A 25,163-nucleotide genomic window follows, 5' to 3' on the forward strand; every position below is an offset into this window, starting at 1 on the left:
GTTCTCCACGGTCGTTCGGCGGGCGGTCAGGGCGCGACGGGGGTGAGAGGGGTGCCGGACGCGCCGGACGCGCCGGACGCGTCGGACATGCCGGATGCGCCGGGGATGAACACGTGGCGTCCCTTGAACCGGGAGCCTTCGGGCAGGTTCACGGGCATCAGGCCGCGGGGAGGGGCGGGAGGCGCGGTGGTGTCCTCGGTTCCGTTCTTGCCCTCCGGGCGCAGCCGGTCGCAGGTGTTGCCGGGAACCGTGAAGGTGTCGGCGACGAAGGTGCTGGAGTTCACCGTGGAGGGGCCGTCGACGACCACCCTGCGAATGCCCAGGCCGCTGCCCGTGGTGATTTCGCCGGCGACCCGCTGCATGGCGGCGCTCGCGCCGAAGACGAGTGCGTCGCCCGGGCGGACGGTGGTGTTGTAGGTGGTCTTCTCGATCTGTTCGGTCGTCCAGGTGCGCTGGTAGGCGAGTTTGAAGGCGCCCTCGAAGGCCCCCTTGACGCCGAGCGAACCGGCGATCTTCCCGCTGCCCGAGGCTCCGGCCTCGGCACCGACGGTGGCGGTCGGGCCCTTCGACTTGTCCGGGGTGGAGAACTCGCCCTTGGCCTTCGCGTCGACGCCGGCGGTGACCTCCCCCGACGCGTTGATCGTGCCCTCGATCGAGATCTTCCCGGTGATCTCGCCTCCGAGGTTGTCGCTGCTGGAGGTGCGCAGGGTGACCTCCCGCGCGACGGTGATGACGTCCTTGGTGCAGTTCACGACCGCGTTGCCCAGCGACTTGACGGCGCTGTAGTAGTCGCCGGACGCGGCGCGGTTGATCTGGAACCGGCAGCCCCCGGGGTGGGTGGAGCAGTACTCGGTGACCTTCGCCGTCGAGGCGAGCGGGGTGTCGCCCTCGTAGGCGACCGGGACCGGTACCTCTGACGCCTCGGGCGTGCCGGCGTACGAGGAGCCGGTGGCGCAGGCGAGCGCGAGGAGGGCTGCGGTGGTGGCCAGGGCCACGCGTCGGCCCGGGGCGCAAGTGGTCGTCTTCACCGGTTCATCTCCCCGCACAGCGACGTCATTTCGGAGGACTGGGACAGACCGGCCGGAAGGTCCGCGGCGAAGGAAGCGCACGTTCCGTCCAGGGCCGCTTCGGCGTTGCCGGACGGGGCGGGTCGGAAGGTGTCCAGCTCGCCGCGCGCCTGCGCCATGTCGGTCTCCTGCTTCGCGCCGCCGCCGGTCAGCTCGGTCATGCACGCGGTGGAGCTCGGGGCGCACTTCTGGGCCTGCTTCTTCGCGGCCCCGATGTCCTCCTTGGCCGCGGCGCTGTCCTGCTTGGCCGCATCCCGGTCCTTGTCGACCGAACCGCGCTCCTCGGGGGAGGCCGCGCACGGCTTGGCCTCGCCGCCGGGGCACGGCTCCTCGTCATCGAGGGGTGCCAGGGCGACCGTTGGGTGAACGTGGTCCGCAGGACCTCCCGGCGACGCGGCGGCTGCCACGGGCGAGAGGGCACAGATGAGGGCGAGGGCCGCGATGGACGCGACGCCGGGGATGCGAGGGATACAAGAGATACGAGAGATTTTGCGCATGCCGAACATGCCCCTTCCGGGGGTGAAACAACGAACGGGAGTTCGCATCCGACTGGACGCACACGCAAAGTAACAGACGACTACCGTTGGTTATCCGTGTCGTGATCATGGTTCCCTGGATTGGCTGAACCTCGACCGCACCCGAGTCGGGTGCACGCCGCGGGCGACGCCCCGGGACGGCCGTCAGGGCGTGGGTGCGCTCAGCCGGCGAACGGCGTGGCGGCCAGGCCCTGTCCGGCCCCGGACACGACGAAGACACTGCCCGCGAGCGGCTCGTCGTGTTCGGGCGCACGCCGTGCCGTGGTGACGTAGAGGTCGGTCAGGTCCGTCCCGCCGAAGCCGCACGCCGTGGTCAGCGCGACGGGGAGCCGGATCTCCCGGTCGAGCGCGCCCCGGGGCGTGTAGCGGCGGACCGCGCCGCCGCGGAAGAGGGCCACCCACACGCCGCCGTCGGTGTCGACGCACAGACCGTCGGGCACACCGGCCGTGCCGGTCAGTTCGACGAACGGACGCGGAGCGGAGGCCCCTCCCGTGGAAAGGTCGTAGTCGAGCACGTCGATGCGGCACGTGGGGGTGTCGACGAAGTACATCCGCCGGCCATCCGGGCTCCAGGCGATGCCGTTGCTCAGTCGGGTGTCCGAGAGCGCGCGGTGCGTCACCCCCCGGGGGGAGACACGACCCAGCCAGCCCGGGGCGGAGGGGCCGGCCATGGTGCCGACCCAGAGGCGGCCGCGCGCGTCGACGCCCGCGTCGTTGCCCCGTACCCCTTCGGCCGACCAGTCGGTGAGCGAGTGCAGCGAACCGTCGGGCTCGCGGACCGCCACACCGTCGCGCATGCTGAGCACCAGGCCGCCGCCGGCCCGGGGCTTGGCAGCGGCAACGGGCTGCGCGAAGTGCAGGACCGTGTCGGCGCCGTCCGAGGGGCGCAACCGGTGCACCTCGCTGCGGTTCATGTCGACCCACAGCAGCGTTCCGTCGGCCGGGTCCCAGGTCGGACATTCGGCGAAGGCGGCCGCCGCGCGCAGCACCACCTCCACGCTCACCGCGCGGCTCCCGCCCGGCCAGCGCCCTCGGTCGCGGCCCCGACGAGGAGGTCGGCGAACGGAACGGCGGGGAGCGGTGATTGCGAAGTTCCTAAAAGGAGCACGTGTCACCCTAACCATCACTGATCACACCGGAGCGGTCGGCCCGATCACGTACCGTACTTCTGCGTGGATTTGGTTGCCCGGCGGCGCGGGCAGCGACCCGACCGCCCTGCGTCCGAGCGCTACCGCGGCGCCCCGTCCCCACCACCCCCGCTCCGGCCTGCGCCCGCGACCCGGCGCCGGACCTGGTCCTCCTGAGCGAGGCGGCGCAGCAGCTCGAACACCGGGGCGCAGATCGCGAAGACGATGACGGCCCGCTCGGCCAGGGCCACCGGGTCGTCCAGGCCTTCCGCGCGCTCCAGGTCGAGCCGGGCCACGGACTCGGCCAGTCTCGCGTAGGCGGCGAGTTCCCCGGGGGCGTACTGGGCATCGAGCCGGCGCAGCTCCTCCAGCGCCGCCGTCAGCCCCTGAACGTGCGGTGAGGTGCCGGGGGCGTGCCAGTCCAGCGCCGTCAGGAGCTCGGCCACCTCGGCGCGGGCGGTCACGCCGGCCGGGGCCCCCTCCCCCTCCTCCTCGTGGCCCGCGGCGCCCTGGGCCGCCACCGGCACCGGGAGCGCGTAGCTGACCGCGCCGAGGGCGCTCTCGGAGCTGTGGGCCTGGTCGACGGCCCCGAGCACCTCACGGGTGGCGGCGATGGACAGGCCGCCGAGCGTGGTCAGCGCCTTGATCAGCCGCAGCCGCTGCGCGTGCTCCTCCCCGTACTCGGCCAGGGTCGCGGCCGTCGCTCGCCCTGCGGGCAGCAGTCCCTGCCGCAGGAAGTACTTGATGCTGGCGACCGGCACGCCGGTCCGCCGGCTGAGCTCCGAGATCTTCATACGGCTTCCCTGCTGGTCATGCGTCCGGCATCCGGCATCTGCGTATCCGGCATCGGCATATCCGACATCGGCGATTGGACACCACAGCAAGATACTGCCACTATCCAGTAACTGGATACCATGAGTATCCAACCCTAGGAACGCAGCCGCACCGGAGAATCGATGCCTCATCCCACGCCCCCCTCCGTGCTCCGCCGACCCGCACTGTGGATCGGAACGGGACTCATCGCAGCAGTGGTCTCGATGCTGTTCGCCCTGCTCTACGTGGGTGGCAACGTCAACCCCAAGGGCAACCTGCGCGACCTGCCCGTGGCCCTGGTCAACAGCGACGGCGGAGCGGACATCAACGGCCGCCACGTCAACCTGGGCGAGCAGGTCGTCTCCGGCATCCAGAAGGCCGCCGAGGGCGAGAAGAGCATCGACTGGCAGGTCGTCAGCCGCGCGGAGGCCGACAAGCGGCTGGGCCGGGGCAAGGTCTTCGGCGCCCTGGTCATACCCGCCGACTACTCGGCCACGATGGCCGCGCTCACCGCCCCGCAGCCCGCGCCCCAGGGCAAGGCCGCGCCGCCGACCATGACCGTCCTGACCAACCAGGCGGCCGGCAGCATCGGCTCCTCCATGTCCTCCCAGGCCGCTCAGAAGGCCGCCCACGCCGCCTCCGCCCAGCTCGGCCAGGAGCTCCTCAAGCAGGCCGCCGCCCAGAAGACCCCGCTGCCGACGGCCGCCCAGCTCAAGCTGGCCGACCCGGTGACCGTGACGGTCGCCGACGGCCACCCGGTCGGTCCGCGCAGCGCCATGGGCCTGAGCGCCTTCTACTACGCACTGGTCCTGGTCGTCTGCGGCATGCTCGGCGCCAACGTGGTCAACTCCCAGGTCGACACCGCGCTCGGCTACCTGCACACCGATTTCGGACCGGTCCGCAAGCGCGAACCCGTCCAGCACACCAGCCGCGTCCGCACCCTGGCCATCGGCATCGCGCTCATGCTCGGGCTGTCCCTGGTGATGGGCACCCTGGTCGAGGTCGCCACGGTGGGCATCCTCGACATGGACGCCTCCCACCTCGGCCTGCTGTGGCTCTACTCGGTCGCCACCATCGCGGTGGTCGGCACCGGAAGCCTGGCCCTGTTCGCCGCCTTCGGCACGCCCGGCATGCTCCTGGCCACCATCGTCTTCGTGGCGATGGCCGTACCCTCCTCCGGCGCCACCGTGCCAGTCCAGGCACTCCCCGGGTTCTTCCGCGCCCTCGCCGAGTTCGAGCCGCTGCGCCAGGTCACCGAGGGGCTGCGGTCCCTCCTCTACTACGGAGCCCAGGCCGACGCGGGCCTGACCCGGGCCTGGGCCTCGATGGGTGTCGCCCTCGTCGCCGCGCTGGTCTTCGGCTTCGCCGTCACCCGCGTCTACGACCGCAAGGGGCTGCACCGCATCCCCCACCCCGACACCGAACCCGGTGCCGGGGCCCCCGCCGAAACCCCGGAGCCCCCGAAGACCCCCGAGACCCCTGCCCCGGCCACGGCCTGACGCGCAGGGCCGCCGGTGCGCGGCCCTGCGCTCGCCCGATACTCACCCGCGGAGCGGGACGATCCTGCGCCCTCCGCGCGCCGGAGGTAGCCGTGCCCGGTGCGCAGGAAGGCGGGCCCCAGTCGGCGACCGAGGTCAGGCCGTCGGTGACGCGCCGGTACTCGTGCGGGTCCACGCCCGCACCCGTGGCACGGGTCCTCTGGGCGGCGGCGAATGCGCCGGCGCTCATCGTGCCCCTCCGGTCAACAGGACGGCCTTGCCGCGTATCCGGCGCTCGCGCAGGTGCTGGATCGTGACGCGCTCGGGCCCGCTGAGGAGTTGGACGAAGTCGAGGGACACCGGGGAGCGGCTCGCCTGGCCGAACCAGACGAGCAAGCCGCCCGGGCGGGTCTTCGACAGGGCGACCGCCGGGTCCGGCCCACCCGTGGAGTCCAGCACGACATCGAACGGCCCTTCGGCCGCCGCGGAGTCACCTGCGGCGGGCGAGCGCCGTCATTGCGGCGAGGTCCGACTCCGACCGGGCGACCGGCGCCTTGGGCCAGAGCAGTTCGTACTCGGTCTGGATCCGGAAGACCTCGTCGGCGAAGGAGCGCACGACCTGGTCGGTGACCGTGCCCCGCTCTGCGTGCTCGAAGAACTGCTCGCAGGCCTCGACGGCGCCTTCGCAGTCTTCGTCGAACTCGAACAGCGCACAGATCGCGTCGACGGCGAGCTCACGCGAGGCCAGATGGCCGAGCCCGCAGTCGAGTCCGTCATCGTGCAGGTCGTCGGGGTACGGCGCACGGTGCCAGGAACCGTCCTCGAACCAGTAGACGCACTCGACCCTTCCCTGCTCCAGAAGGTCGTGCAGGCGTTCACCGCGCACCCACCGGGGCGCCCCCGCGAGGAGATCGATCGGCGGCTCGTACTGCGCGACCTTGCTGGAATCGTCCTGCCCGAAGAGAACGGCGCGGCCGCCACCGGCCCGGATCAACACCCACCGGCTGCACGCGCCGTCGTCGTACCGCAATGCGACGTCGCTACCACTGCCACTACCACTGACGCTGCCGTCGAACCAGTACCCGTGCCGGAAGCGCTCCTTCTCCTCCTCGGCGTCCCAGGTCGCCACGGCCAGGGCGGCCCAGCGCGCCCACAGCACACTCACTTCCGGAAGGTCCTCCGGCCGCCCCGGACGATGGATCTTCATCCCCACTTCGTACTCCCCGTTCCTCGCATCCGGCCGCCGACACTATCCGCGACCGCCGGGCACGCCGACGGTGGACCGGAAGGCGTTTCCGGCCTGCACCAAAGGGTGATAAGCCTCCCAACGTCGCACATGTACCGGCAGGGGGCGCCATGAGGTACGACCTGTCCGATCGCCTGGTGGTGGGGATCGCCTCCAGCGCCCTGTTCGACCTGGCCGACGGGGACGTCGTGTTCCGGGAGCGGGGCGAGGACGCCTACCGGAGCCACCAGGAGGCCCATGTCGACGAACTACTGGCCAAAGGGGTGGCGTTCCCCTTCGTCAGACGGCTGCTGTCGTTGAACGACCTGGCGGATCGGGCCGACCCCCTGGTCGAGGTCATCATCCTCTCCCGCAACGATCCCGACACCGGAATGCGCGTGATGCGCTCGATCAGGGCGCACGGCCTCCCGATCAGCCGTGCGGTCTTCCGGCAGGGCCGTCCCTCGCACCCGTTCATGCCGGCGCTCAACATGTCGCTGTTCCTGTCGGCCGACGGCCCTGACGTTCGCGACGCGGTCGCGGCCGGGCTGCCCGCGGGACACGTCCTCAAGACGGGGCGGATCGACGACGAGAGCGACCCCGAACTCCGCATCGCGTTCGACTTCGACGGAGTGCTGGCGAGCGACACGGCCGAGCAGGTCTACCAGAGGGGCGGCATCGACGAGTTCCGTGCCTACGAAGTCGGCCACGCCACCACCCCTCACGATCCGGGACCACTACGGGACTTCCTGGCCGGCATCAACCGCATCCAGCGCCTCGAGGAAGAGCGACGGCGCAAGGATCGCGCGTACCAGCCCCGCCTGCGCGTATCGCTGGTCACCGCTCGGGACTCCCCCGCTCATGAACGCGCCCTGTTGAGCCTCAAGCAGTGGGGACTACGGGTCAACGACGCCTTCTTCCTCGGCGGCATCGACAAGGCCGCGGTCCTGAAGGCCCTCGACCCGCACATCTTCTTCGACGACCAGGTCGCCCATCTCAACGGCACCGCACCGGGCACTCCGAGCGTCCACATCCCCTTCGGGGCACTCAATTCGCCCTCCGCCGGGACGGTCTGAGCGATCGCCCGCGCCGGAGCGGTCACTCCCAGAGGCCGGTCAAGTGCGCGTCGAGGACCTCGTGCGCCTCGTGCGGGGTGAGGTGGCCGATGAGGACGTGGGTGGTGAGGCCGTCCGCCAGGGCGAGGAGCGTGCGGGCCTCGCGTTGCGGATCGAAGGGCACCGCACGGTCGGACCCCTCACGCGCCTCCGAGATGAGGCGGGTGAACGCCTCCTGCAGGGCTGCGTAGTTCGCCTTCAGCGTCCTCGCCAACGCCTCGCTGACGGCCGCCTGCGCGACGAACGCGAGCCAGACCCTGGCCTCGGCGCGGTGCCCCTCCCGGAGCAGTGAGACCTCGGCGGCCGCGTGCCCCAGGGCGGTGCCGGCCGACTGGGCCGGACTCCGGACGAGACGGGCCCGCACGCGCTCGTCGATCCGCTCGCCGATGTGCCCGAGGGCGAACACGAGCATCTCTTCCTTGGTGCGGAAGCACCGCTGAACGGCTCCCATCGACACCTGCGCGCGGGCGGCGACGTCGCGCAGGGTCACGCCCTCCAGCCCGCGCTCGTCGGCGAGATGGCAGACGGCATCCGCGATGAGACGGCGTCGACTCTCATGATCCACCTGTTTGGGCACGCCCGTTGCCTCCCTGCTCCACATGCTCCACAGCGTCCGCTACGTAGCGCAGTTTATTCGATGCGGTCGTATCGAATCCAGGGGTACGCTGCGATTCCGATGCAAGCGCATCGGTACATGGGCCAAGGAAGGTGGGGCCATGCAGGACGCCCTGTGGAAGATGCCGGCCGCCGCGCAGGCGGAGGCCGTGCGCACCGCGGAGGTCTCGGCCGTCGAACTGATCGACAGCCACCTCGACCGCATCGCCGAGATCAACCCCCAGATGAACGCGGTCACGCAGCTCCTCGCGGAGCGCGCTCGCGGGGCCGCGGCGCAGCTGGACCGCCGGCGGGCCGCCGGTGAAGCGCTGGGGCCGCTCGCGGGCGTGCCGTTCACGGTGAAGGAGAGCACCGCCGTCGAAGGCGTGCCGACCACGTTCGGCACGGCGCGCTTCCGCGATCTGGTCGCGTCCGCCGACGCGCCGCCGGTGGCGCGACTGCGGGCGGCCGGCGCCATCCCCATCGGGCACAGCAACATCCCCACCCTGATCCTGGCGGGGATGCACACGCGCAGCGAGCTGTTCGGCGACACGGTCAACCCGTGGGACAGCAGCCGGACGCCGGGCGGCTCCAGCGGGGGCGATGCGGTGGCCGTCGCCACGGGCATGGCGGCGCTCGGGCTCGGCAACGACTCCGGCGGGTCGGTGCGCATCCCGGCCCAGTTCTGCGGCGTGGCCGGACTGAAGCCGTCCGCGGGCCGGTTCCCCGCCGACCACCGCGTCCTCGGCCCGGACGACCCGGGCCCCGCGTCCCAGATGCTGGTCACCGACGGCCCGCTGGCCCGGAGCGTGGGCGATCTGAGGCTCGCGTACGAGGTGTTGGCCGGAACCGATCCGCGAGACCCGCGCGCCGTGCCGGTGCCCGCCTACGGCGAACCGCTCCCCGGCCCCGTGAAGGTCGCAGTCGTGGCGGACCCGGGCGGGCACGGCGTCCACCCGACGGTTCGCGGAGCCGTCGCGACGGCGGCCGACGCGCTGCGCGACGCCGGGTACGACGTGCGCGAAGTAGCGGACGTACCGCGGTTGGACGAGGCCCTCGAAGCCTACGGCCGGATCACCGTGACCGAGTTCGCCCCGAGCTGGCCGGTGGTGCGCAAGCTGCTCGGCAAGGGCGGGGACCGCTACATCGAGATGGCCATGGAACGGACCCCGCCCGCGAGCGCGGACGTCTTCATGAAGCTGATGGGCAGCTGGCTGAGCATCCGCCGCTCATTGGCCGGGTTCCTGGACGAGTACCCGCTGTTGCTCGGCCCGGTCTTCACCGAGCCGCCGGTCGAGCCGGGGCTGGAGTCGCGCGACAGGACGGGCAGGGACCGGGTCGCGTCGGGGATGCGCCTGTGCACCGTGACCAGTTTCGTGGGCGTACCCGGTGTGGCCGTGCCGACCGGGACGGCCGACGGCCTCCCCTGCGGGGTGCAGATCGTCGGGCGGGCGTTCCGCGAGGACCTGTGCCTGGGCGCGGCCCAGGCGATCGAGGACCGGCTCGGCGTCCTCGCCCCGGTCGACCCGCGTGCCGGGGGCCGGCCCGGCTGAGCCCGCCGACCAAGATCGACATCAGGACGGGCCCGCACGCAGGGCGACTGCCGGTCCGCGTGGTTCTGTTACTCGGCCATGACACTCCAACACTTTTGAACACGATCAACACTCGCTAGATTATTGAACATGATCAAAAGTGAGTACGGGGCATGGGTGCGCGAGTTCGAGGCCGAGCGGGAGCGCAGGGCGGCCCTGGGCGACCCCGACTGGGGCAAGGGTGCGCAGTTGCCGGCCGAAATCGTCCGCAGCATCCAGAAGTTCCAGGTCGGCGAGGACGGCGACGGCTCCGCGCTCTCCGGCAAGGCCGACCTCGCGGGTGACCCGGTCTACTCCGAGGCGGTCCGGCTCTTCATCGCCGAGGAACAGAACCACGCGCGGATGCTGAAGCTGCTGCTGGCGGCCGGCGGAGCCGGCACCCTCGACGGGCACTGGAGCGACGCGGCCTTCGTCCGGGTCCGGCGACTCCTCGGACTGCGGGTGGAACTGCTGGTTTTGATGGTCGCCGAGGTGGTGGCCCTGGGGTACTACCGGGCCCTGCGCGACGGCGCCACCGACCCCCTGACCACCGAGGTCGCAGGTCGGATCCTGGCGGACGAGGAGCGGCACGTCCCCTTCCACTGCCTGCGCCTGCGGGAGGGGCTCGCCGGACTGCCCCGGCCCGCCCGCCGGGCGGTGACGGCCGGGTGGCGCGGCCTGTTGGTCGGCGCCGCCGGCCTGGTCGCGGTGGACCACGGTCCGGCCTTGCGGACCCTCGGGGTGCGCCGCGGCGCCTTCGTCGCGCAAACCCTGCGCACCTCCGCGTGGATGGCCCGCGCCATGTCGGACGGCCCGGTTCCCGCGCCGGCGCGGACGGAGGCGGGGACGGGGACGGGGGCGCGGACGGAGGCGAGCACTGGTGTCTGACCTGGTCCGCCGACCTCCCGCCCCGTCCGGGCCGCGCCCATCACATCGAGGTGCGGGTGGAAGTCGGGAACGGAGCGGACGCGGCGGCCGCCGGGCGCGGCGACACCCGCTCGGCACCACTGTCCGCGCCCAGGCCCGCGAGCAGGCGCAGACCGTCCTCGGCGGGGCTGCCCGGGGCCGCGGACAACACCAGCAGTTCCATGCCCGATTCACCCGGTAGCGCGAAGTTCTCCTGGTGCAGTTCCAGCAGCCCCACCAGCGGGTGCCGGTACGCCTTGCGCCCGTGGGTGCGGGCGCGCACGTCCGCGCGCGCCCAGAGTCGGCGGAAGCGCTCGCTGCCCATCGCCAACTCACCGATGAGCGAAGCCAGTCGGGGGTCCTCAGGGTATTGACCGGCGGCCAGACGCAGGTGCCCGACCACGTCGAGGGTGCATGTCTCCCAGTCCGCGTAGAGGCCGCGTTCCGCCCCCTCCAGGAAGATGTGCCGGGCGGTGTTCAGGCCCGGCACCGGCCGGCCGTAGAGGAGCCCCGCGAGGCGGTTCCCGGCCAGCACGTCCAGGCGGTGGTCCATGATCAGCGCGGGTGCGTCGGCGACCAGGTCGAGGACGCGCAGCACCTCCGGCCGGACCTTCCCCCGGCCTCCGGTCGGCGGGACCCCGTTGCCCGGCGCCCTCGCCCGGCGCCGCCGCTGCCTGGCGAGCCGGTAGAGGTGCCCGCGTTCGGTTTCGTCGAGGTCGAGGACGCCGGCGAGCGCGTCGAGCACCTGCTCGGAGGGTTGGGTCGCGCGGCCCTGCTCGAGGCGTACGTAGTAGTCGACGCTGACGCCGGACAGGTGCGCGACCTCCTCGCGGCGCAGCCCGGCCACCCGGCGGCGGCTGTCGGTGGGGATGCCGACGGTCGCCGGGTCGACCCGGGAGCGCCGGGTCCGCAGGAAGCCAGCAAGATCGTCCATGCGTCCCAGTATGGTCCCGGTGACGCCCGTGAGGGTGGTCCTGTCGGTACCAGGAAGTCCGGTCCGACGGAAGGGGCGCCCCTGAACGCCGGACGCCGACGCGTCCAGGATCGGGGCATCCGATCCGAAGGAGTTCCCGTGAAGACGCTGATCGTCCACGCCCACCCGGAGCCGAAGTCGCTCAACGGCTCGCTGAAGGACCTCGCGGTGTCCACCTTGGAGGCCGCCGGGCACGAGGTACGGGTGAGCGACCTGTACGCAATGAACTGGAAGGCGGTCGTGGACGCCGCGGACTACGGCCCCCACGCGTCGAGTCCGCTGAGGGTCGCCCTGGATTCGGGCCGGGCCTTCGACGCCGGGGCGCTCACCCCGGACGTCCTCGCCGAGCAGGAGAAGCTGCTGTGGGCCGACACCATCATCTTCCAGTTCCCGCTGTGGTGGTACACGATGCCCGCGATCCTCAAGGGCTGGGTGGACCGGGTGTTCACCTACCGCTTCGCCTACGGCGTCGGCGAGCACAGCGACACCAAGTACGGCGAGCGCTTCGGCGAAGGCACCCTCGCGGGCAGGAGGGCCTTGTTGTCGGTGACCGTCGGCGGCCCGGAGTCCCACTACTCCGCCCGCGGGATCAACGGCCCCATCGAGGACCTGCTGTTCCCGTTCCAGCACGGCATCCTGTACTACCCGGGCATCGAGGTACTGCCGCCGTTCGTGCTGCACGGCACCGACCGGATGACCGTCGAGCGCTACCCGGACGTCGCCGAGGCCTGGCAGCAGCGACTGCTCACCCTGGAGTCGACGGAGCCGATCGCGTTCCGGCGGCAGAACTTCGGTGACTACGAGATCCCCTCCCTGCACCTGAAGGAGGGCCTCGAGCCTGCGGGCCGCACGGGTTTCGGACTGCACCTGCGCGGCTGAGCACACCCGTCACCCTCCGGGCCGCCGGCACGCTGCACCATGCGGTCGTGGTGACCTGGGGTCGGACGGGAACGTCTCGGGACCAAGACGCCACACCGGCCCTGGGGACTGTCTCCTGAAAGGCTACGGGCGCCATTCCTGCCGGTAGGAGGGGTGGTGGGTGTATGACTGGGCAAGGACTTGCAGCGCGTACGCCAGGCCGGCCGAGCGGGGGTCCGAGGGGGCCATGGCCTTGTAGTCGTGCGCCAGTTGCTCGGTCAGGTCGAGCATGGGGAGGTGGCTGTCGAGAAGGGCCTCGCCGCCAAGGGTCTCGGCCACGTAGGCGTAGGCATGGTTGTCGTCCATGATGCGTGCGACGAGGAACTTCACGAGATCGTCCATGTGGTCATCTTCGCGGGCAAGGCGTTTCGGCGGTCAAGCAGCTGCCCAGATGAGGACGGCGGCGAGGTGGAGTGCACACTGGTGGACGATGGCGAGCCTGTCCGATCGCATGGCCGGGCCGCGCCACTGCTCTAGTCGGTTGATGCACCGTTCGACGGCGCTGCGCTGTCTGTAGGCCTCGGCGTCGAAGGCCGGTGGGCGGCCTCCGTCGCGGCCGCTTCGCAACTGGTGGCCGACCTGGTCGGACGCCTGGGGGATGACAGCGCGGATTCCGCGCCGCCGGAGGTGATTGCGGATCGCGCGGGATGAATGCGCACGGTCCGCCAGGACGGCATCGGGTCGGTCCTCGGTCGCCCGGGTCCGCTTCGCGGAACACGGATGCCCGCCATGACGGTCTCGAAGGTCGGGGCGTCGCCCGCTTGGCCTGCGGTGACGCGGAGGGCCAGGGGACGCGCCCGGACGTCGCTAACGAGGTCAGCAGTGCGGGCCGTCGCCCGGTGGGGCGACGGCCCGTACTCGCGTGCTGGTCAGCGGTTGGCAGCCGCATGGTCCGGCTGCCGGTGGGTTGCATCAAGCAGGTTCTGCGACCTGCTGACGACGGTGGTTAGCGGCGGCGGCCCCAGGTTTCGGTGTCGACGGTGCGGCCGCGGTCGTCGCGCAGGGTGGCGGTGTCGGAGCGGTTGTCCCAGACGTAGTCGCGGCGGTCCTGGAAGAGGTCGGTACGGGTGTCACGGCCGTTGCCGCTGTGGATCCGGATGGTGGCACGGGAGCCGATGCGGACGTTGTCGAAGCGGTAGCGGTTGCCGTCACTGTCGCGCAGGGTCCAGCCACGGAGGTTGATCGCATTGCGGGTGGTGTTGGTGATCTCCACCCACTCCCCGTTCAGGGAACGGTTCGAGCGGTCTTCACGTCCGGGGCTGTCCGCCTGGACCCGGCTGATCTCCACCCGCGGCCGCTGCTGGTGGTGACGGTCGCCGTCCGCGGCGGCCGCCGGCAACGCAGCAGCGGAGACGATGGCGCCGGCGGCCAGGACGGTGGCGGCGATGCGGCGTACGGAGGAAGAAGCAGATGACATGGGTGACGCTCCCTCAAGAACAGTGCCCCACCTGCCGAAGCAGGTCGGTGGAGGCTTTTGCGGAGACGGCTCGGGGTGAGCCGATGGCCACACTCTCGACCCGACACGAACCCCACCGCAGCCCCCGCCGACGCCGGTTACCAGACACGGACATATCCGTCACAGTCGCCTTCCGGATGCACGTATTCCGCCCGAACGTGCCCCTGACATTCACTGACCGCTACACCCACCCGCCCCGCAAACCGGACATCAGGGTCAACACGCTCCGGCGCACCACCGGGCGCACTCTTCCCCCACCTCACCCACCCGGGCTAGTCGTTCAAGTAACAACCGTTCTGCGGAATTCTTCGCACGCCAGCCCGTGGTTCGTACATGCTTCTCGAGCCTGGCAGGCTGCGCACCCCTCGCCGGGAGCCGCGTACGCCCGATGTCATCGCGTGCTGCTGTCCGTCCTGCGCGGTCAGAACGAGCACCAGCGCCTTGGAGCGGGTGGCCCCGAGCCCGGTGGCCACTTCTTCGGCGGAGACGCCGACGGCGCGCGGCGCGGCCGGCGGCGAGGCCGCGGTCGTGGCGGTCAGTTGCTCGGTGATCTCGATCAGCAGGGCCGCCAGCGGCCCTGGGAGCGTCCTGCGGAACCGGCGGGCACGAACCGCACAAGTTCCGGGGCCGGGATCACGGGGCCGTCGTAGCCCTTGACCTCGCCGGAGCAGGTGCCGGCCATCCGGTCCTCACGGACCCTCGACCGTGGGCCGGCTCGCGGCCTTCGCCCGGCTCGGCGCGGAGCCCGGGTCCGGTGGGCCTTCAGGGCATTTGGCATCCAACTGCAGCAACCAACTTGACCAAAAATGGTAACTCTTCAATATAAACTGAACATTTTCGGAATCTACCCCTCGCCAGGTGAGCGGGCTGCGTAGGCTCCTCACCGGTTCGGGTGATGCCACACGTCATCCGAGCCGAAGAAGTTCTTTCACTCGGGAGTGGGCGCGTCTTGTCGGGCTTCGTGTAAGGAACGACGCTGCCAGAGCCCGCCAGGAGGAAACGGCCCGCCGGAACTGGAGGGGAAACCTCATGGCTGAGATCGATCTCGGAGTGGCGTCGGACTGGGATGAGGGCGACAACCACGGCCGTATAAAACTGCGGCAGAACCAGATCACCCCGACGTCGAAGGACGTGCTCATCAGCTCTCCGGTGAGCATCGAACTGTCGGTGAACACGAACTACTCCACCTCGCAGGAGGCGGACAAGATCTACTTCACGACCCACCACGGCTCCACGAAGAAGGTCATCGCGGTACTCGACTCCGACGGCAACCTGCACATCGCCGGCCGCCTGATCACAGAGCAGAAGGACCTGTCGTACTAGGCAGCGGCGCAAGCCACCCTCCCCGGCCGGCAACACCGATCAGACGTCCGGCCGCAGTGAACTCACAGCAGGCCGACATCACCGTCGGAGGGTTCGGGAAGGCATGAACAGCGTCGAGGCGTCCAGGCTCGACTGATGGCCCAGGGGGGCGGGGGGCACGCTCTTCCCGCCCTTCTGGCATTCCTCGCAGCTCGCACACTCGACATGCTCGACGAGACCCGCTCCTGGGGCATCGACCGCGGCCGGGGCACCGAGCCCATCAAGTGCGACTCGCGCGCCTTCCACCAGGACACCGACTTCAAGGTGTCGTGCCAGAGGGACGAGGGCGAGGGCTGTGACGCCGAACGCGACCTGGGCCCGATGCTCGCCGCACTGCTCCTCTCCCTCCCCCTGGCCACGGTCGGCACCGGCCTGTACGTCTCCGGTGCTGCGGCGGTCCGCACCGCTGCTCACGCTGCCGAAATCACCCGCCTGAACACCGCCCCGGAGGGCTGAGCGAGGGCGGTCGGAGCAGCGCCCGGGCGACCTCGGGGGCGTGGGCGGCGAAGGGGCCGAGGTCGGTGGCGCGGGGGTAGGCGGGGTGGTCGCGATAGGCGTCGAGCCGGTCCAGGGCGCGCAGGCCGTAGTACGCGGACGGCTGGGCCGCCGCGGCGCGCCCGGGGCGGGCGGTCGCGGTGGTGACCTCCGGGAGGATCTGCTCGAACAGTGCTTGGCACGCACGGATGCCGCGCAGCATGACCTGGTGGTAGCGGTCCTCGGGCCCGATGGGGAAGCGGTGTTCGGCCAGGACCGGACCGGTGTCGATGCCCGCGTCGACCTCGTGGGCCGTGGCGCCGTACTCCGTGTCGCCGTTCAGCAGGGCGAACAGGACGGCGACGGAGGGCAGTCCGCGATGGCGCGGCAGCAGCCCGTTGTGGATGTTGAGGATGCGCAGGCCGTCGACCCGGAGCAGGGGCTCCCGGAAGATCTGCCGGTTGTTGAGGGACCAGACGATGCCGTCGGTGCAGGCCCGGGCCAGCGTGTCGGCGTGGGCGTTGACGTCCGCCACCGCGAGGTGGGGCGCGTCGGCGGCCGCGGCGTCCAGCGGGTCGGCGGAGCAGACCAGGTCGACCGGGTGACCACGGGTGGCCGCGTGGGCGACGGCGCGGCGGAGCAGTGCTCCCTCTCCGACGAAGATCATGCGGACACCTCCTCGCGGGCGGCGGCCAGGTGCTCGCAGACCTGCTCCAGCGTCAGGTTGCGCACGAGGCTGTCGAGACGGCCCGTGAACCAGGAGGCCTGCCCCGGGGTCAGCAGGTCCGAGGAGACGGCGGTGAGCATCTCGACGAGGGCCAGGGAATCACCACCGAGGGCGTGGAACTCGGAGTCCGCCGACAGCAGCGCGCCGTCGACGCCGAGCACCTCCGCCCAGTGGTGCCTGACCCGTTCCTCCAAGGTGACGGGGGCGACTGCCGGTGCCGGTGCGGGTCCGCCCGGCGCGGCGTGGGCGAAGGGGTCGGGGAGGGCGTCGAGATCGGCCTTGCCGCTGACCGTGCTGGGCAGGGTGTCGATCACCACGACATGGGCGGGGACGAGGTACGTCGGGAGCGTCCGGGTGAGCTCGGTCCGCAGGCTGCGGGGCAGATCCGTGCGGATCGCGGGGTCGTCGACGGCCGGTAGCACGTACGCGCAGAGCACGGCCGCCGTGGAGTGCGGGCGGCGGCGGGGCACGACGACGGCGCGGCGGACGGCCGGGTGGGCTTCCAGGGCGGCGACGACTTCGGCGGGGTCGACGCGGTGCCCGGCGATCTTCACCTGTTCGTCGATGCGCCCGGCGAACTCGACGGCTCCGTCGGCCAGTCGGCGTCCGAGGTCGCCGGTGCGATAGGCGCGGACGCCGTCGGGGCCGGTGCTGAAGGGTGAGGGACGGCCGTCGAACCCACCGAGGTAGCCGCGGGCCACCTGGACCCCGCGTACGACGATCTCGCCGGTGCGGCCGGTGTCGCCCGGTCCGTTGCCGATGCTCTCGCCGTCCTCGGTGACGAGGTCGACGCGGGCGTACGGGCCGGGGAGGCCGATCGGGACGGTGGCGCCTCCCTCGCCGCCGTCCACGGTGTGGGCGAGTACGGCGACGGTCGCCTCCGTGGGTCCGTACGCGTTGATGACGCGGCAATCGGACCCGAAGGCGGCGTGCGCGGACCGTACGGCCGTGGGGGTGAGGGGCTCGCCGCCCAGCAGCAGGGTGCGCAACCGGTGCGTGGGCCCGTCGCCCGCGGCGCCGAGGAGGGCGAGGTGGGAGGGGGTGAGCGCGAGGGTGTCGGCGCCGTGCTCGGCGACCAGCTCGCGCAGGGCGGCGGGCGAGGGCCTGCCGGGGGCGAGGACGGCCGTACCGCCGGCCAGCAGCGGCAGGAAGAGGGGGAAGCACGAGATGTCGAAGGCGTAGGAGGAGGCGAAGCCGAAGCGCGTGCGGGCGCTCACCTGGCAGACGTCGGTCATCCAGCGGACGAATCCCATGAGGCTTCCGTGTTCGATCTGCACGCCCTTGGGGCGGCCGGTGGAACCGGAGGTGTGGATGACGTACGCGAGGTCCGAGGGCCGTACGTCCGCCGGGGCGCCCTCCGAGTCCCCGTCCCCGTCCGCGTCCGGGCCGGGGGCGTGGTCGAGGAGGTCCTCCACGGCGAGCAGGGTTCCCGGTACGAAGGGGGCGAGTTCCTCCACCAGGTGTCGTCCGGTCAGGCACAGACCGGTGGCGGAACCCCGGAGGATCTCGCTGATCCGTACGCCGGGATGGCCGGGGTCGAGCGGCACGTAGGCGGCACCCGCCTTGAGGATGCCCCACAGGGCGCACACTCCGGCGGGCGTGCGGTCGACGACGAGTCCCACCCGGTCCTCGCGTCCCACGCCGCGGTGCCGGAGCCCGTCCGCGACGGCGTCGGAGCGCCGGTCGAGCTCGGCGTACGTGACCACGCCCCCGGGCCCGTCGAGCGCGGGCGCGTCGGGGGTGCGGGCGGCCCGGGCGCGGAAGGCGTCCACGACGGTGAGTTCGGGGACGGCCGGGTCCGGGGCCGAGTCCGGGACCACCGGAGCCGGGACCACCGCAGCCGGAGCGACCGGAACCGGGGCGATCGGAACCGGGGCGATCGGAACCGGGGACGCCGCCCGGAGTGCGGGGCCCGTGGCCGCCGCCTCCGCTTCGACGGGGCCCTGCTCCTCGATCGGTTCGAGGCCGGCCAGGACCGCGTCCAGCAAGCGCGCGGCGCGGGCGCCGAGATCCGGGCCCCCGCCGCGGACGCCCAGCGTGATCTCGGTCGCCGTGCCGCTCTCGGCGGCCACCAGGGAGAGCGGGACCAACGGGGCGTGCACCGGCAGTGCGTACGCCGTGGACGCCGTGAAGCCGCCGCCGGAGAACTCCGCCAGGTCCAGGCGGCCGAGGTGGGAGACGACGGCCGAAGCGAGGTGCCGGTCGGTACGGGAGGCCACGGCCTGTGCGGTGCGCAGCAGAGCTGCGGTCACGGGCCGCGGCAGCGGCGCGAGGGCCGATTCGAATCCGGTGGCGAGTTCGTGGTTCCCGGCCAGGGCGGTCAGCAGGCAGGTGTGCACGGCCGTCCAGTCCTCCCCGGGGCGCAGGTCCAGGAACAGCGGCAGGCTCAGGTTGCCGGTGGCCGCGATCCCGGGACGGTGGCGGCGCAGGTCGACGGGGACCATGACGCGGGTGTCGAACCCTGCGGCGTCGGCCAGGGCCTGCGCGAGGCGGGCGGTGAGGGCGGGACGGCGGCCGGGCAGGGTGCGGCGCAGCCACAGCGTCCGGAGCGGGCGGCCGGCGCCGTCGGCCGGGCCGAGCGGGGAACGCCGGGGAGGCCCCGGCGTGGGCCGCGGCCCGGTGCTGCCGAGCCGGCGCAGCAGCCCGATGTCGGTATCCGTGTCGGGCGCGGGCCGGGCGGGCTCGCCGCGCAGGGCTCGGAAGACCTCCCGTACCCAGGTCAGGGCGCCGTGACCGTCCATCACGGCGTGCGAGGCGCTGAAGACGATCGTGGTGGTCGCCTTCGCGTCCGCGGACTTCCCGTCCGCCCTCTTCCCGTCCGTGCCGGGGACGACCAGCACCTCGCAGCCCGGCGGCTCCGTCCGCCGCGACGGCCCTGCGGGCAACGCGACCGTCCCCGGGGCCGAGTCGGCGTACGCTCCGGCGCGCGGTACGTCGTACCGCACCTGCGGCGGCGACCCCCCGGCGCTCCACGTCGCCCCGGTGCGCACGAGCCGTGACCCCGGGCACGACTCGGCGGCCCGGGTCACGGCTGCCTGGAAGGCCCGGGGGTCGGGTACGCCGTCACCCTCGACGACGATGCGCAGGGCCATGGCCCCGCGGGGGTCCCCGGCGGAGAGGTAGAGGCGTTCGGTGGGCGACACCGGACGCCGGTATCGGACATCGGTGCCGACAACGGCACCGACACCGACACCGACACCGACATCCGTTCCGACACCGGCATCGACCTGATGGGACGTCATGACTTGGTGTTCCCTTGTTCGATGTGGTCGGGGGCGGGGCGGACCGGTGCCCCGGTGCCGGTGGAGACGGCCGGGCCGGCGGTCCAGGCGGCGACGCCGCCCACCCCGGTCACCCACTCCTGCAGGGCGCGCAGCCCGTCGGCCTGGCTGCGCGGAGCGGCGTAGCCGAGGTCGTGCCGGGCGGCAGCGGTGTCGTACGTCGCCGAGCGGGTCAGCAGCGCCATCATGTAGCGGCTCAGCGGCGGAGCCGCCTCGGTACCGCTGCCGGCTGCGGACCGGTGGCGCAGGCGCCAGCCGGTCTCGACCGCCGCGGCCATCCCGCGGCCGAGGACGAGCGGGATGCGCGGCGCGGGCGGCGAACAGTCGAAGAGGGCGCCGACCCGGGCCAAGAACGGCCAGAGGTCGGTCTCCTCGCGGTCCGCGACGAAGTAGGCCCTGCCGCCGACCCGTCCGGCGGGGGCGAGCGCGGCCCGCAGGCAGGCGTCCACCGCGTTGTCGACATGGCAGAGCGAGACCAGGACCCGTTTGCCGCCCGACAGGTCGGGCAACCGGCCCGCGCGCATGGCCTCGACCATGCGCGGCAGGAATCCGGCGTGGTCGCGCGGCCCCCAGATGCCGCGCGGGCGCACGGCGCAGGTGGTGAACTCCGGGCCGTCGGCGGCGCGTACGTACTGTTCGGCGACGGCCTTCGTCTCGCAGTAGAGGTTGAACCACCGCTGCGGGTACGGGGTGCTCTCGTCGATGCCGAGCCGGTCGCCCTCCCGGACCCGCATCAGGGCGCTCGGGCTGGAGACGAACACGAACCGCCGTGCCCCCGCCGACCGCGCCGCTGCGAGCAGCCGCTGCGTGCCGGTGACGTTGGCGGCCTCGAACTGGGCCCGGCTGCCGTGGTCGACGACCCGCGCCGCGCTGTGCAGGACCGCCTGACAGCCCGCTGCCGCCCGTTCGAGCGAAGCGTCGTCGGTGAGGTCGCCGGTGACGACCTCGACGCCGGGCAGGGAGCGCAGCCGTACGGCATCGCTGCCGGGGCGGACCAGGGCGCGGACCTGGAATCCCTGCTCCAGGGCGCCGTCGACCAGGTGCCCGCCCAGGAATCCGGATGCTCCGGTGACCAGGATCTTCACAGCGCCCGCCACCAGGTCGCGCCGTAGAGCATGGTGCGCCCGACCACCGAGGCGGTCCCGTGTCCGGCCGCCCGGCCGCGCGGCAGCGCGAGCGGGATCTGCGCGGCGTGCACGCCGATGCTGAGGAAGGCGTCGGTCCACCACAGCCAGCGCAGCACCGGGACGTCGGGAACGTCCCCGGCCGCGGCCCACACCGCCCCGCCGACGAGGTACGCCCATCCGGCGAGCGGCACGATCCGGGCCGCCCGCCGGCCCGCGGACGACGCGGGCCGGGCCTGTTGCCGCGCGGCCCAACGGGCCAGTTCCTCGCGGCCGATCTTGGCGTTGTGCCGGATGTCCACGGGGAAGCCGGGGTGGCGCAGGAACTCCTGGAGGCCGGCGGTCGCCGCGTGCTCCTCGGCCATCGTGCGCAGCTCGGCGACGAGCTCCGTCCACGCGCCTTCGTCGAGCGCCGCCCCGTCCGGGCCGGTCTCGGTCTCCACGCAGACGACGGGCCGTTGTGCTCCGGCCGGCCCGATGCCGACCAGTGCGGTGCGCCGGACCAGCGGATGGGCGTTGAAGACCCCCTCGCAGCGCACGGTGTGCAGGTCCCGGTAGCCGGTGCGGACCCGCTGGGTGGCGCGCCCGCAGAACCAGAGCCGACCTTCGGCGTCGAGGTGGCCCAGGTCGCCGGTCCGGTGCCAGATGCGGGGGGCTGCGCCGCCGGAGCGTTCCTCGGTCGACTTGTGCGCGGCGTCGGACCGGGGTGCGCGGTGGTAGCGCAGGCTGACGGAGTCGCCCTGCACCAGGATCTCGCCGACGCGCCCGGCCGGCAGGCCGGTTGCGGGGTCGAAGCGGGCGAGCGGCCCGTCGGTGACGGGGGCGATGGCCACTCGGGTGCCGGGAACGGGCCGGCCGACGCAGGTCCCTTCGCCGGCGGCGGCGCGGGCCGCGGTACCGCCGCCTTCGCGACCGGTGTCGGCCTGGTCGTCGCCGAGGATCTCGGCCGCCTCGATCGAGGTGATCGGCAGGACCTCCGTGGCTCCGTAGGTCACGTGGATCCGTGCCTTCTCGTCGAGGACGGAGCGGAGCGCGGACACGACCGCGTCGGGCACCGGCGCCCCGCCGGATACGACGCAGCGCAGCTCGGGCAGCGGATGACGGCCGCGGGCGGCGCCGGTGAGGTGCCCGGCCAGGTTCCGCAGCAGGGCGGGCGAGGCGAACATCGTGGTGACGCGGAATCGTTCCAGCGCGTCCACGAGCAGCTCCGGGTCCGCCTGGGCGACCTTGGCGGGAGCCAGTGGCGCGAGGACCAGGGTGGATCCGTAGACCAGGTCGAGCACGCCGTAGAAGGGCAGGGTGACCAGGGAGACGTCGTCGCGGGTGCGGCCGTGGACGGCTTCTATCTGGCGGGCGATGGACAGCGCCATGCGGTGGGTGTATTCGACTCCCTTGGCGGGGCCCGTGCTTCCGGTGGTGAAGCCGATCATCAGCAGGTCGTCCCCGCCGGGCAGCGCGGTCTCGTCCGCGTACCGCACGGTCGCGGGGGTGGCGCGCAGCGCGGCCAGCGTGTGGCCGCGGCCGAGCCGGCGCCGTCCCAGGGTGACCGGTATGCGTACACCGGCGAAGGTACGGCGGCCCAGGACGCGCACGAGGTGGGCGAGGGGCGGCCCGATGAACGCCTCGGCGCCCACGGCCCGGTAGCAGTGCAGCATGCGCCGTACGCCCATGCCGGGATCCACGACGACGGGCACGGCCCCGACCCGGAACAGTGCGAAGCAGAGGGCGAACAGTTCCGGCCCGGGCGGTGCCATCAGCACCGTCCTGGTGCCCCGGGTGATGCCGGCGCGCCGGAATCCGCGGGCCAGTTCCTCGACCCTCTCCTGCAACTCGCCGTAGGTGAGGGTGGCGTAGCCGCCGGAGTCCCGGCCGTCGGGGTGGATGACGGCCGGCTTGCCGGGAAACGCGCGGGCGTTGCGCTCGAGCCACCCGGCCACGCCGCCCGTGACGGCGGCCGGTTGCTCCACGGCCGGGTCGCCGGTGAACCCCGTCTGCGGCACGGTGCTCACCACCCCTCGGGCCGGTAGAGGGCGCACGCCGCGCTGGGGCCGGCGCCGACCGAGACGAACAGGAGCTGGTCGTGGTCGTCGCGGCGGGCGTCGTCCATCGCCCGGAGGTAGCCGAGGACCGGCGCCGCGGTGTGTGGTTCTCCCCGGCCCGCTGCGCCGTCTTCGGCCGTGGGCGGGCCGATCACCAGGGTCCGGTCGAGGTCGATGCCGATCTCCTGCGCGTAGTCGGCGGCGGCCCGCTCCGCGAACGCGCTCAGCCGCTCCGCGTGGCCCGGCTCGCGCCGGACCGTGATCGTGGTCCGCCCGTGCCGGCCCATGGTGGCGGTGTCGAGGTATCCCTCGACGTCGGTGGGCCGGTCGGCGGTGTAGTGGCGTACCGGTCCGAACCCGGCGGCGGGGTCGGCGCTGCGCTCCAGCAGGAGGGCACCGGCAAGGTCCGCGTACGGGTAGTCGGCGTCGCGGTCCGCGTCGCCGCCGGGGTGGACGTCGGCAGCGGTGATCAGCAGCCGTTCGGTGGTTCCCGTCTCCAGCAGTGACCGGCCCACCTGTACGGCGTTCAGCACGCCGCAGGCTCCGTTCATCAGGTCGAAGGAGAAGCCCGCGGCCGGTTCGGGGTCGGCGATGTAGTCGAGGTTGATGCCGACTTCCTTCTGGACCAGGGCCGACATGGCCGGTTCGAAGGTGTTGTGCTCCCGGTAGACGCCGACGTTGATCAGGGTGCCGATCGAAGCGGCCGGCACTCCTGCCCGGGCCAGGGCGCCCCGTGCGGCCCGGCCCGCCAGGTCCACGACGGAGGCCGGGGCGGACGCGTCGGGCAGGGCGGTCGCCGCTGCGGTGATGACCATGCCCATGGCTCACACCCCCACGTTCGTGAGCGTCGCGGACAGGGCACCGGTGACCACGCCGGAAGCGGCCGGCACCATCAGGTACTTGGCCCCGGGGCGGGCGCCGCCCGTCCTGAGGTGCTCGCACAGCGTCAGGAAGTGCGAGGTCGTGGCGGTGTTCCCGTACCGCTCCACCACGGAGAGGGAGGTAGGCATGGGGGCGCCGAACTCGGCCTCGGCCGTCTGGTTGACGTAGTCGATGAAGCGGGTGCCGACCTGGTGCTGGATCACGTAGTCGAACTCCTCACCGGCGAACGCCCGCCCCTTCTTCGCCAGGAAGTCCCCGTGGAACCGCGGCCACAGTTTGAGCCGGTCCCGGTTGTGCATCTTCTTGTTGTCCGTGTAGAGGGAGATGCCGGGGGTCCGGTCGCTGGGCATGCCCATGCACAGGTGGGAGTACTCGGAGCAGGTCATCAGCTCGATGTAGTGGATGCGGTCGGCGGCGTCGGCGGAGACGTCCAGGACGACCGCGGCCGCCGAGTCCCCCACGGAGAGCGAGGCGAACTGCGGGTCGTAGGAGTCGGTCATCTCGCGCGCGGCGGTCTGCGCGACGCGGGTCGCCTGCTCACCGCTGACGACCAGGCCGCGCCGCACGGCGCCGGAGCGGATCATCCGGTCGAGCAGCCAGACGCCCGTCATCATTCCCGCGCAGGCGTTGGAGACGTCGAAGTGGATGGCGGAGCGGGCGCCCAGCTCCCGGGCCAGCATCGCGGCGAAGGACGGCTCGAAGGCGAAGCGGCTTCCGTCCTTGAAGCGGGTGATCGAGGCGGAGATGACGATGTCGAGGTCCTCGGCCCGGTAGCGGGAGGACTCCAGCGCGTCCCGGGCGGCGGCCAGGGCCATCCCGAACGAGTCCTCGCCGGCCGCCGGTTCGGGGTCGTACACGCGCCTCTCCGTGATCCCGGTGATCTTCTCGATGTCCGCCTCCCCCAGCCCCGGGACCGAGGCGGCGAGTTGAGGGGTGGTCTGGACCGTTGCCGGAAGGCAGACGCCTAAGGCTTCTATTCGGCTGTACGTGGCGGTGCTCATGTGTGTCGCTCTCCGTAGCGGTCCGCCCGGGGCGAGGGAGTGCCAGGGCGGTGGTTGACAGAGGGATGCAAAGGACGTCCGGGGAATAACGGACAGTCAAGTTACCGTAGCGTACGGAGATGTCGTCGATGTGTCAGGGCTTCGCAAATCAGGAACATGTGGTCGAATATCGGCCACCCATTACCACCCGTTACCGCCGCGACGCCGAGCGGAATTCGCGCCTCGCCCCCTGCGCCCCAGCACCCCGCACCCTCGAAAACCTGTCCGGAACCACTCGGTCCACCTTGCGGGGCGTGAGCGGGGCGGACCCCGACGCCCGCGAGAGCGGGTCCACACCGACCATCCAGCCAAACTGGTGATCGATTTCGGGCCGTCGGATGGGTATGATCGCCGGCAGCAAGGCCGTAGCGCAGAGGTCGTCGCGCCCACGCATCGAGCTGGAGGACGTCGGTTCGAATCCGACCGGTCTTGCGTCTACTTCTGCAGTTCTCCTT

23 protein-coding genes and 2 pseudogenes are annotated in these 25,163 nt (G+C 72.2%); 8 read left to right on the forward strand and 17 right to left on the reverse strand.

Going from position 1 to position 25,163, the window contains the following annotated elements; translation table 11 throughout:
- Positions 1-26: 26 nt before the first annotated feature.
- The 4 genes from ACIQK6_RS05590 to ACIQK6_RS05605 all read right to left on the reverse strand — a co-directional run bounded on the left by ACIQK6_RS05590 (position 27) and on the right by ACIQK6_RS05605 (position 3,524).
- Entirely contained in the window at positions 27-1,028 is a 1,002-nt protein-coding gene (locus tag ACIQK6_RS05590) for a hypothetical protein (RefSeq protein ID WP_402694373.1), read from the reverse strand.
- The gene (locus tag ACIQK6_RS05595) at positions 1,025-1,474 is read right to left on the reverse strand and encodes a hypothetical protein (RefSeq protein ID WP_329095940.1); all 450 of its coding nucleotides are present in this window, start codon (positions 1,472-1,474) and stop codon (positions 1,025-1,027) included. Before ACIQK6_RS05595 ends, ACIQK6_RS05590 begins: the two co-directional genes overlap by 4 nt.
- A 290-nt stretch (positions 1,475-1,764) precedes the next feature.
- Positions 1,765-2,607 (reverse strand): SMP-30/gluconolactonase/LRE family protein, encoded by an 843-nt coding sequence (locus ACIQK6_RS05600; RefSeq protein ID WP_402694374.1) that lies wholly within the window; start codon positions 2,605-2,607, stop codon positions 1,765-1,767.
- 224 nt (positions 2,608-2,831) lie between these two features.
- Entirely contained in the window at positions 2,832-3,524 is a 693-nt protein-coding gene (locus tag ACIQK6_RS05605; RefSeq protein WP_329095944.1) for a MerR family transcriptional regulator, read from the reverse strand.
- Positions 3,525-3,686: 162 nt separating this feature from the next.
- Between ACIQK6_RS05605 and ACIQK6_RS05610 the strand changes: the two genes are divergently transcribed.
- On the forward strand, positions 3,687-5,042 hold the full coding sequence (locus ACIQK6_RS05610) for a YhgE/Pip domain-containing protein (RefSeq protein WP_402694375.1): 1,356 nt from the start codon (positions 3,687-3,689) through the stop codon (positions 5,040-5,042).
- A gap of 225 nt (positions 5,043-5,267) precedes the next feature.
- Here the strand turns inward: ACIQK6_RS05610 and ACIQK6_RS05615 are convergent, their stop codons facing one another.
- Both ACIQK6_RS05615 and ACIQK6_RS05620 read right to left on the reverse strand, forming a co-directional pair.
- Complete coding sequence (locus tag ACIQK6_RS05615; protein WP_402694376.1) at positions 5,268-5,480, reverse strand: hypothetical protein; 213 nt, start codon at positions 5,478-5,480, stop codon at positions 5,268-5,270.
- Positions 5,481-5,511: 31 nt separating this feature from the next.
- Positions 5,512-6,228, reverse strand: coding sequence for a hypothetical protein (locus ACIQK6_RS05620; protein WP_329095948.1), 717 nt, complete (start codon positions 6,226-6,228; stop codon positions 5,512-5,514).
- A gap of 149 nt (positions 6,229-6,377) precedes the next feature.
- Between ACIQK6_RS05620 and ACIQK6_RS05625 the strand changes: the two genes are divergently transcribed.
- Positions 6,378-7,322 carry a 5'-nucleotidase gene (locus ACIQK6_RS05625; protein WP_402694377.1) on the forward strand — a complete coding sequence of 315 codons (945 nt, stop codon included), beginning with the start codon at positions 6,378-6,380 and terminating at the stop codon, positions 7,320-7,322.
- A gap of 22 nt (positions 7,323-7,344) precedes the next feature.
- Here ACIQK6_RS05625 and ACIQK6_RS05630 read toward each other — a convergent pair whose 3' ends face one another.
- Entirely contained in the window at positions 7,345-7,938 is a 594-nt protein-coding gene (locus tag ACIQK6_RS05630) for a TetR/AcrR family transcriptional regulator (protein ID WP_329095952.1), read from the reverse strand.
- Between the two features lie 139 nt (positions 7,939-8,077).
- Here ACIQK6_RS05630 and ACIQK6_RS05635 point away from each other — a divergent pair, with 139 nt between their 5' ends.
- Both ACIQK6_RS05635 and ACIQK6_RS05640 read left to right on the forward strand, forming a co-directional pair.
- Complete coding sequence (locus ACIQK6_RS05635) at positions 8,078-9,508, forward strand: amidase (protein ID WP_402694378.1); 1,431 nt, start codon at positions 8,078-8,080, stop codon at positions 9,506-9,508.
- 129 nt (positions 9,509-9,637) lie between these two features.
- Positions 9,638-10,414 (forward strand): ferritin-like domain-containing protein, encoded by a 777-nt coding sequence (locus ACIQK6_RS05640; protein ID WP_329095956.1) that lies wholly within the window; start codon positions 9,638-9,640, stop codon positions 10,412-10,414.
- A 40-nt stretch (positions 10,415-10,454) separates the two neighbouring features.
- Here ACIQK6_RS05640 and ACIQK6_RS05645 read toward each other — a convergent pair whose 3' ends face one another.
- A complete protein-coding gene (locus ACIQK6_RS05645; protein ID WP_402694379.1) occupies positions 10,455-11,366 on the reverse strand; it encodes a helix-turn-helix transcriptional regulator in 912 nt (303 codons plus the stop codon).
- A gap of 138 nt (positions 11,367-11,504) precedes the next feature.
- Here ACIQK6_RS05645 and ACIQK6_RS05650 point away from each other — a divergent pair, with 138 nt between their 5' ends.
- Positions 11,505-12,284, forward strand: a complete 780-nt coding sequence (locus tag ACIQK6_RS05650; RefSeq protein WP_402694380.1) for an NAD(P)H-dependent oxidoreductase — start codon at positions 11,505-11,507, stop codon at positions 12,282-12,284.
- Between the two features lie 123 nt (positions 12,285-12,407).
- Here ACIQK6_RS05650 and ACIQK6_RS05655 read toward each other — a convergent pair whose 3' ends face one another.
- The 3 genes and pseudogenes from ACIQK6_RS05655 to ACIQK6_RS05665 form a co-directional block, all read right to left on the reverse strand.
- Complete coding sequence (locus ACIQK6_RS05655) at positions 12,408-12,665, reverse strand: DUF6221 family protein (RefSeq protein ID WP_402694381.1); 258 nt, start codon at positions 12,663-12,665, stop codon at positions 12,408-12,410.
- A 33-nt stretch (positions 12,666-12,698) separates the two neighbouring features.
- Positions 12,699-13,123, reverse strand: a pseudogene (locus ACIQK6_RS05660) (transposase); the annotation flags it as partial.
- Positions 13,124-13,269: 146 nt separating this feature from the next.
- Positions 13,270-13,740 carry a lamin tail domain-containing protein gene (locus tag ACIQK6_RS05665; protein WP_329095963.1) on the reverse strand — a complete coding sequence of 157 codons (471 nt, stop codon included), beginning with the start codon at positions 13,738-13,740 and terminating at the stop codon, positions 13,270-13,272.
- Between the two features lie 1,068 nt (positions 13,741-14,808).
- Between ACIQK6_RS05665 and ACIQK6_RS05670 the strand changes: the two genes are divergently transcribed.
- Together ACIQK6_RS05670 and ACIQK6_RS05675 are read left to right on the forward strand one after the other, a co-directional pair.
- Positions 14,809-15,102, forward strand: a complete 294-nt coding sequence (locus ACIQK6_RS05670; protein WP_327732956.1) for a DUF6342 family protein — start codon at positions 14,809-14,811, stop codon at positions 15,100-15,102.
- 204 nt (positions 15,103-15,306) lie between these two features.
- On the forward strand, positions 15,307-15,597 hold the full coding sequence (locus ACIQK6_RS05675) for a hypothetical protein (protein WP_329095965.1): 291 nt from the start codon (positions 15,307-15,309) through the stop codon (positions 15,595-15,597).
- Here ACIQK6_RS05675 and ACIQK6_RS05680 read toward each other — a convergent pair.
- Genes ACIQK6_RS05680 through ACIQK6_RS05705 form a run of 6 tightly spaced genes read right to left on the reverse strand, consistent with a single transcriptional unit; the run spans position 15,566 to position 24,669 of the window.
- A complete protein-coding gene (locus ACIQK6_RS05680) occupies positions 15,566-16,282 on the reverse strand; it encodes a formyltransferase family protein (protein WP_329095968.1) in 717 nt (238 codons plus the stop codon). The two genes, ACIQK6_RS05675 and ACIQK6_RS05680, sit on opposite strands and share 32 nt — an antisense overlap.
- Positions 16,279-19,584, reverse strand: a complete 3,306-nt coding sequence (locus tag ACIQK6_RS05685) for an amino acid adenylation domain-containing protein (RefSeq protein WP_402694382.1) — start codon at positions 19,582-19,584, stop codon at positions 16,279-16,281. The genes ACIQK6_RS05680 and ACIQK6_RS05685 overlap by 4 nt, the downstream gene beginning before the upstream one ends.
- On the reverse strand, positions 19,581-20,720 hold the full coding sequence (locus ACIQK6_RS05690; RefSeq protein ID WP_329095972.1) for an NAD-dependent epimerase/dehydratase family protein: 1,140 nt from the start codon (positions 20,718-20,720) through the stop codon (positions 19,581-19,583). The genes ACIQK6_RS05685 and ACIQK6_RS05690 overlap by 4 nt, the downstream gene beginning before the upstream one ends.
- Complete coding sequence (locus ACIQK6_RS05695; protein WP_329095974.1) at positions 20,705-22,756, reverse strand: fatty acid CoA ligase family protein; 2,052 nt, start codon at positions 22,754-22,756, stop codon at positions 20,705-20,707. The genes ACIQK6_RS05690 and ACIQK6_RS05695 overlap by 16 nt, the downstream gene beginning before the upstream one ends.
- Complete coding sequence (locus tag ACIQK6_RS05700; protein WP_329095977.1) at positions 22,753-23,607, reverse strand: hypothetical protein; 855 nt, start codon at positions 23,605-23,607, stop codon at positions 22,753-22,755. The genes ACIQK6_RS05695 and ACIQK6_RS05700 overlap by 4 nt, the downstream gene beginning before the upstream one ends.
- Before the next feature lie 3 nt (positions 23,608-23,610).
- Positions 23,611-24,669 carry a 3-oxoacyl-[acyl-carrier-protein] synthase III C-terminal domain-containing protein gene (locus ACIQK6_RS05705; RefSeq protein ID WP_329095979.1) on the reverse strand — a complete coding sequence of 353 codons (1,059 nt, stop codon included), beginning with the start codon at positions 24,667-24,669 and terminating at the stop codon, positions 23,611-23,613.
- A gap of 398 nt (positions 24,670-25,067) precedes the next feature.
- Between ACIQK6_RS05705 and ACIQK6_RS05710 the strand changes: the two are divergent.
- Positions 25,068-25,140, forward strand: a pseudogene (locus ACIQK6_RS05710).
- Positions 25,141-25,163: the final 23 nt, after the last annotated feature.

This window comes from Streptomyces sp. NPDC091682 (assembly GCF_044756625.1).
In the GTDB taxonomy this organism is placed as follows: domain Bacteria; phylum Actinomycetota; class Actinomycetes; order Streptomycetales; family Streptomycetaceae; genus Streptomyces.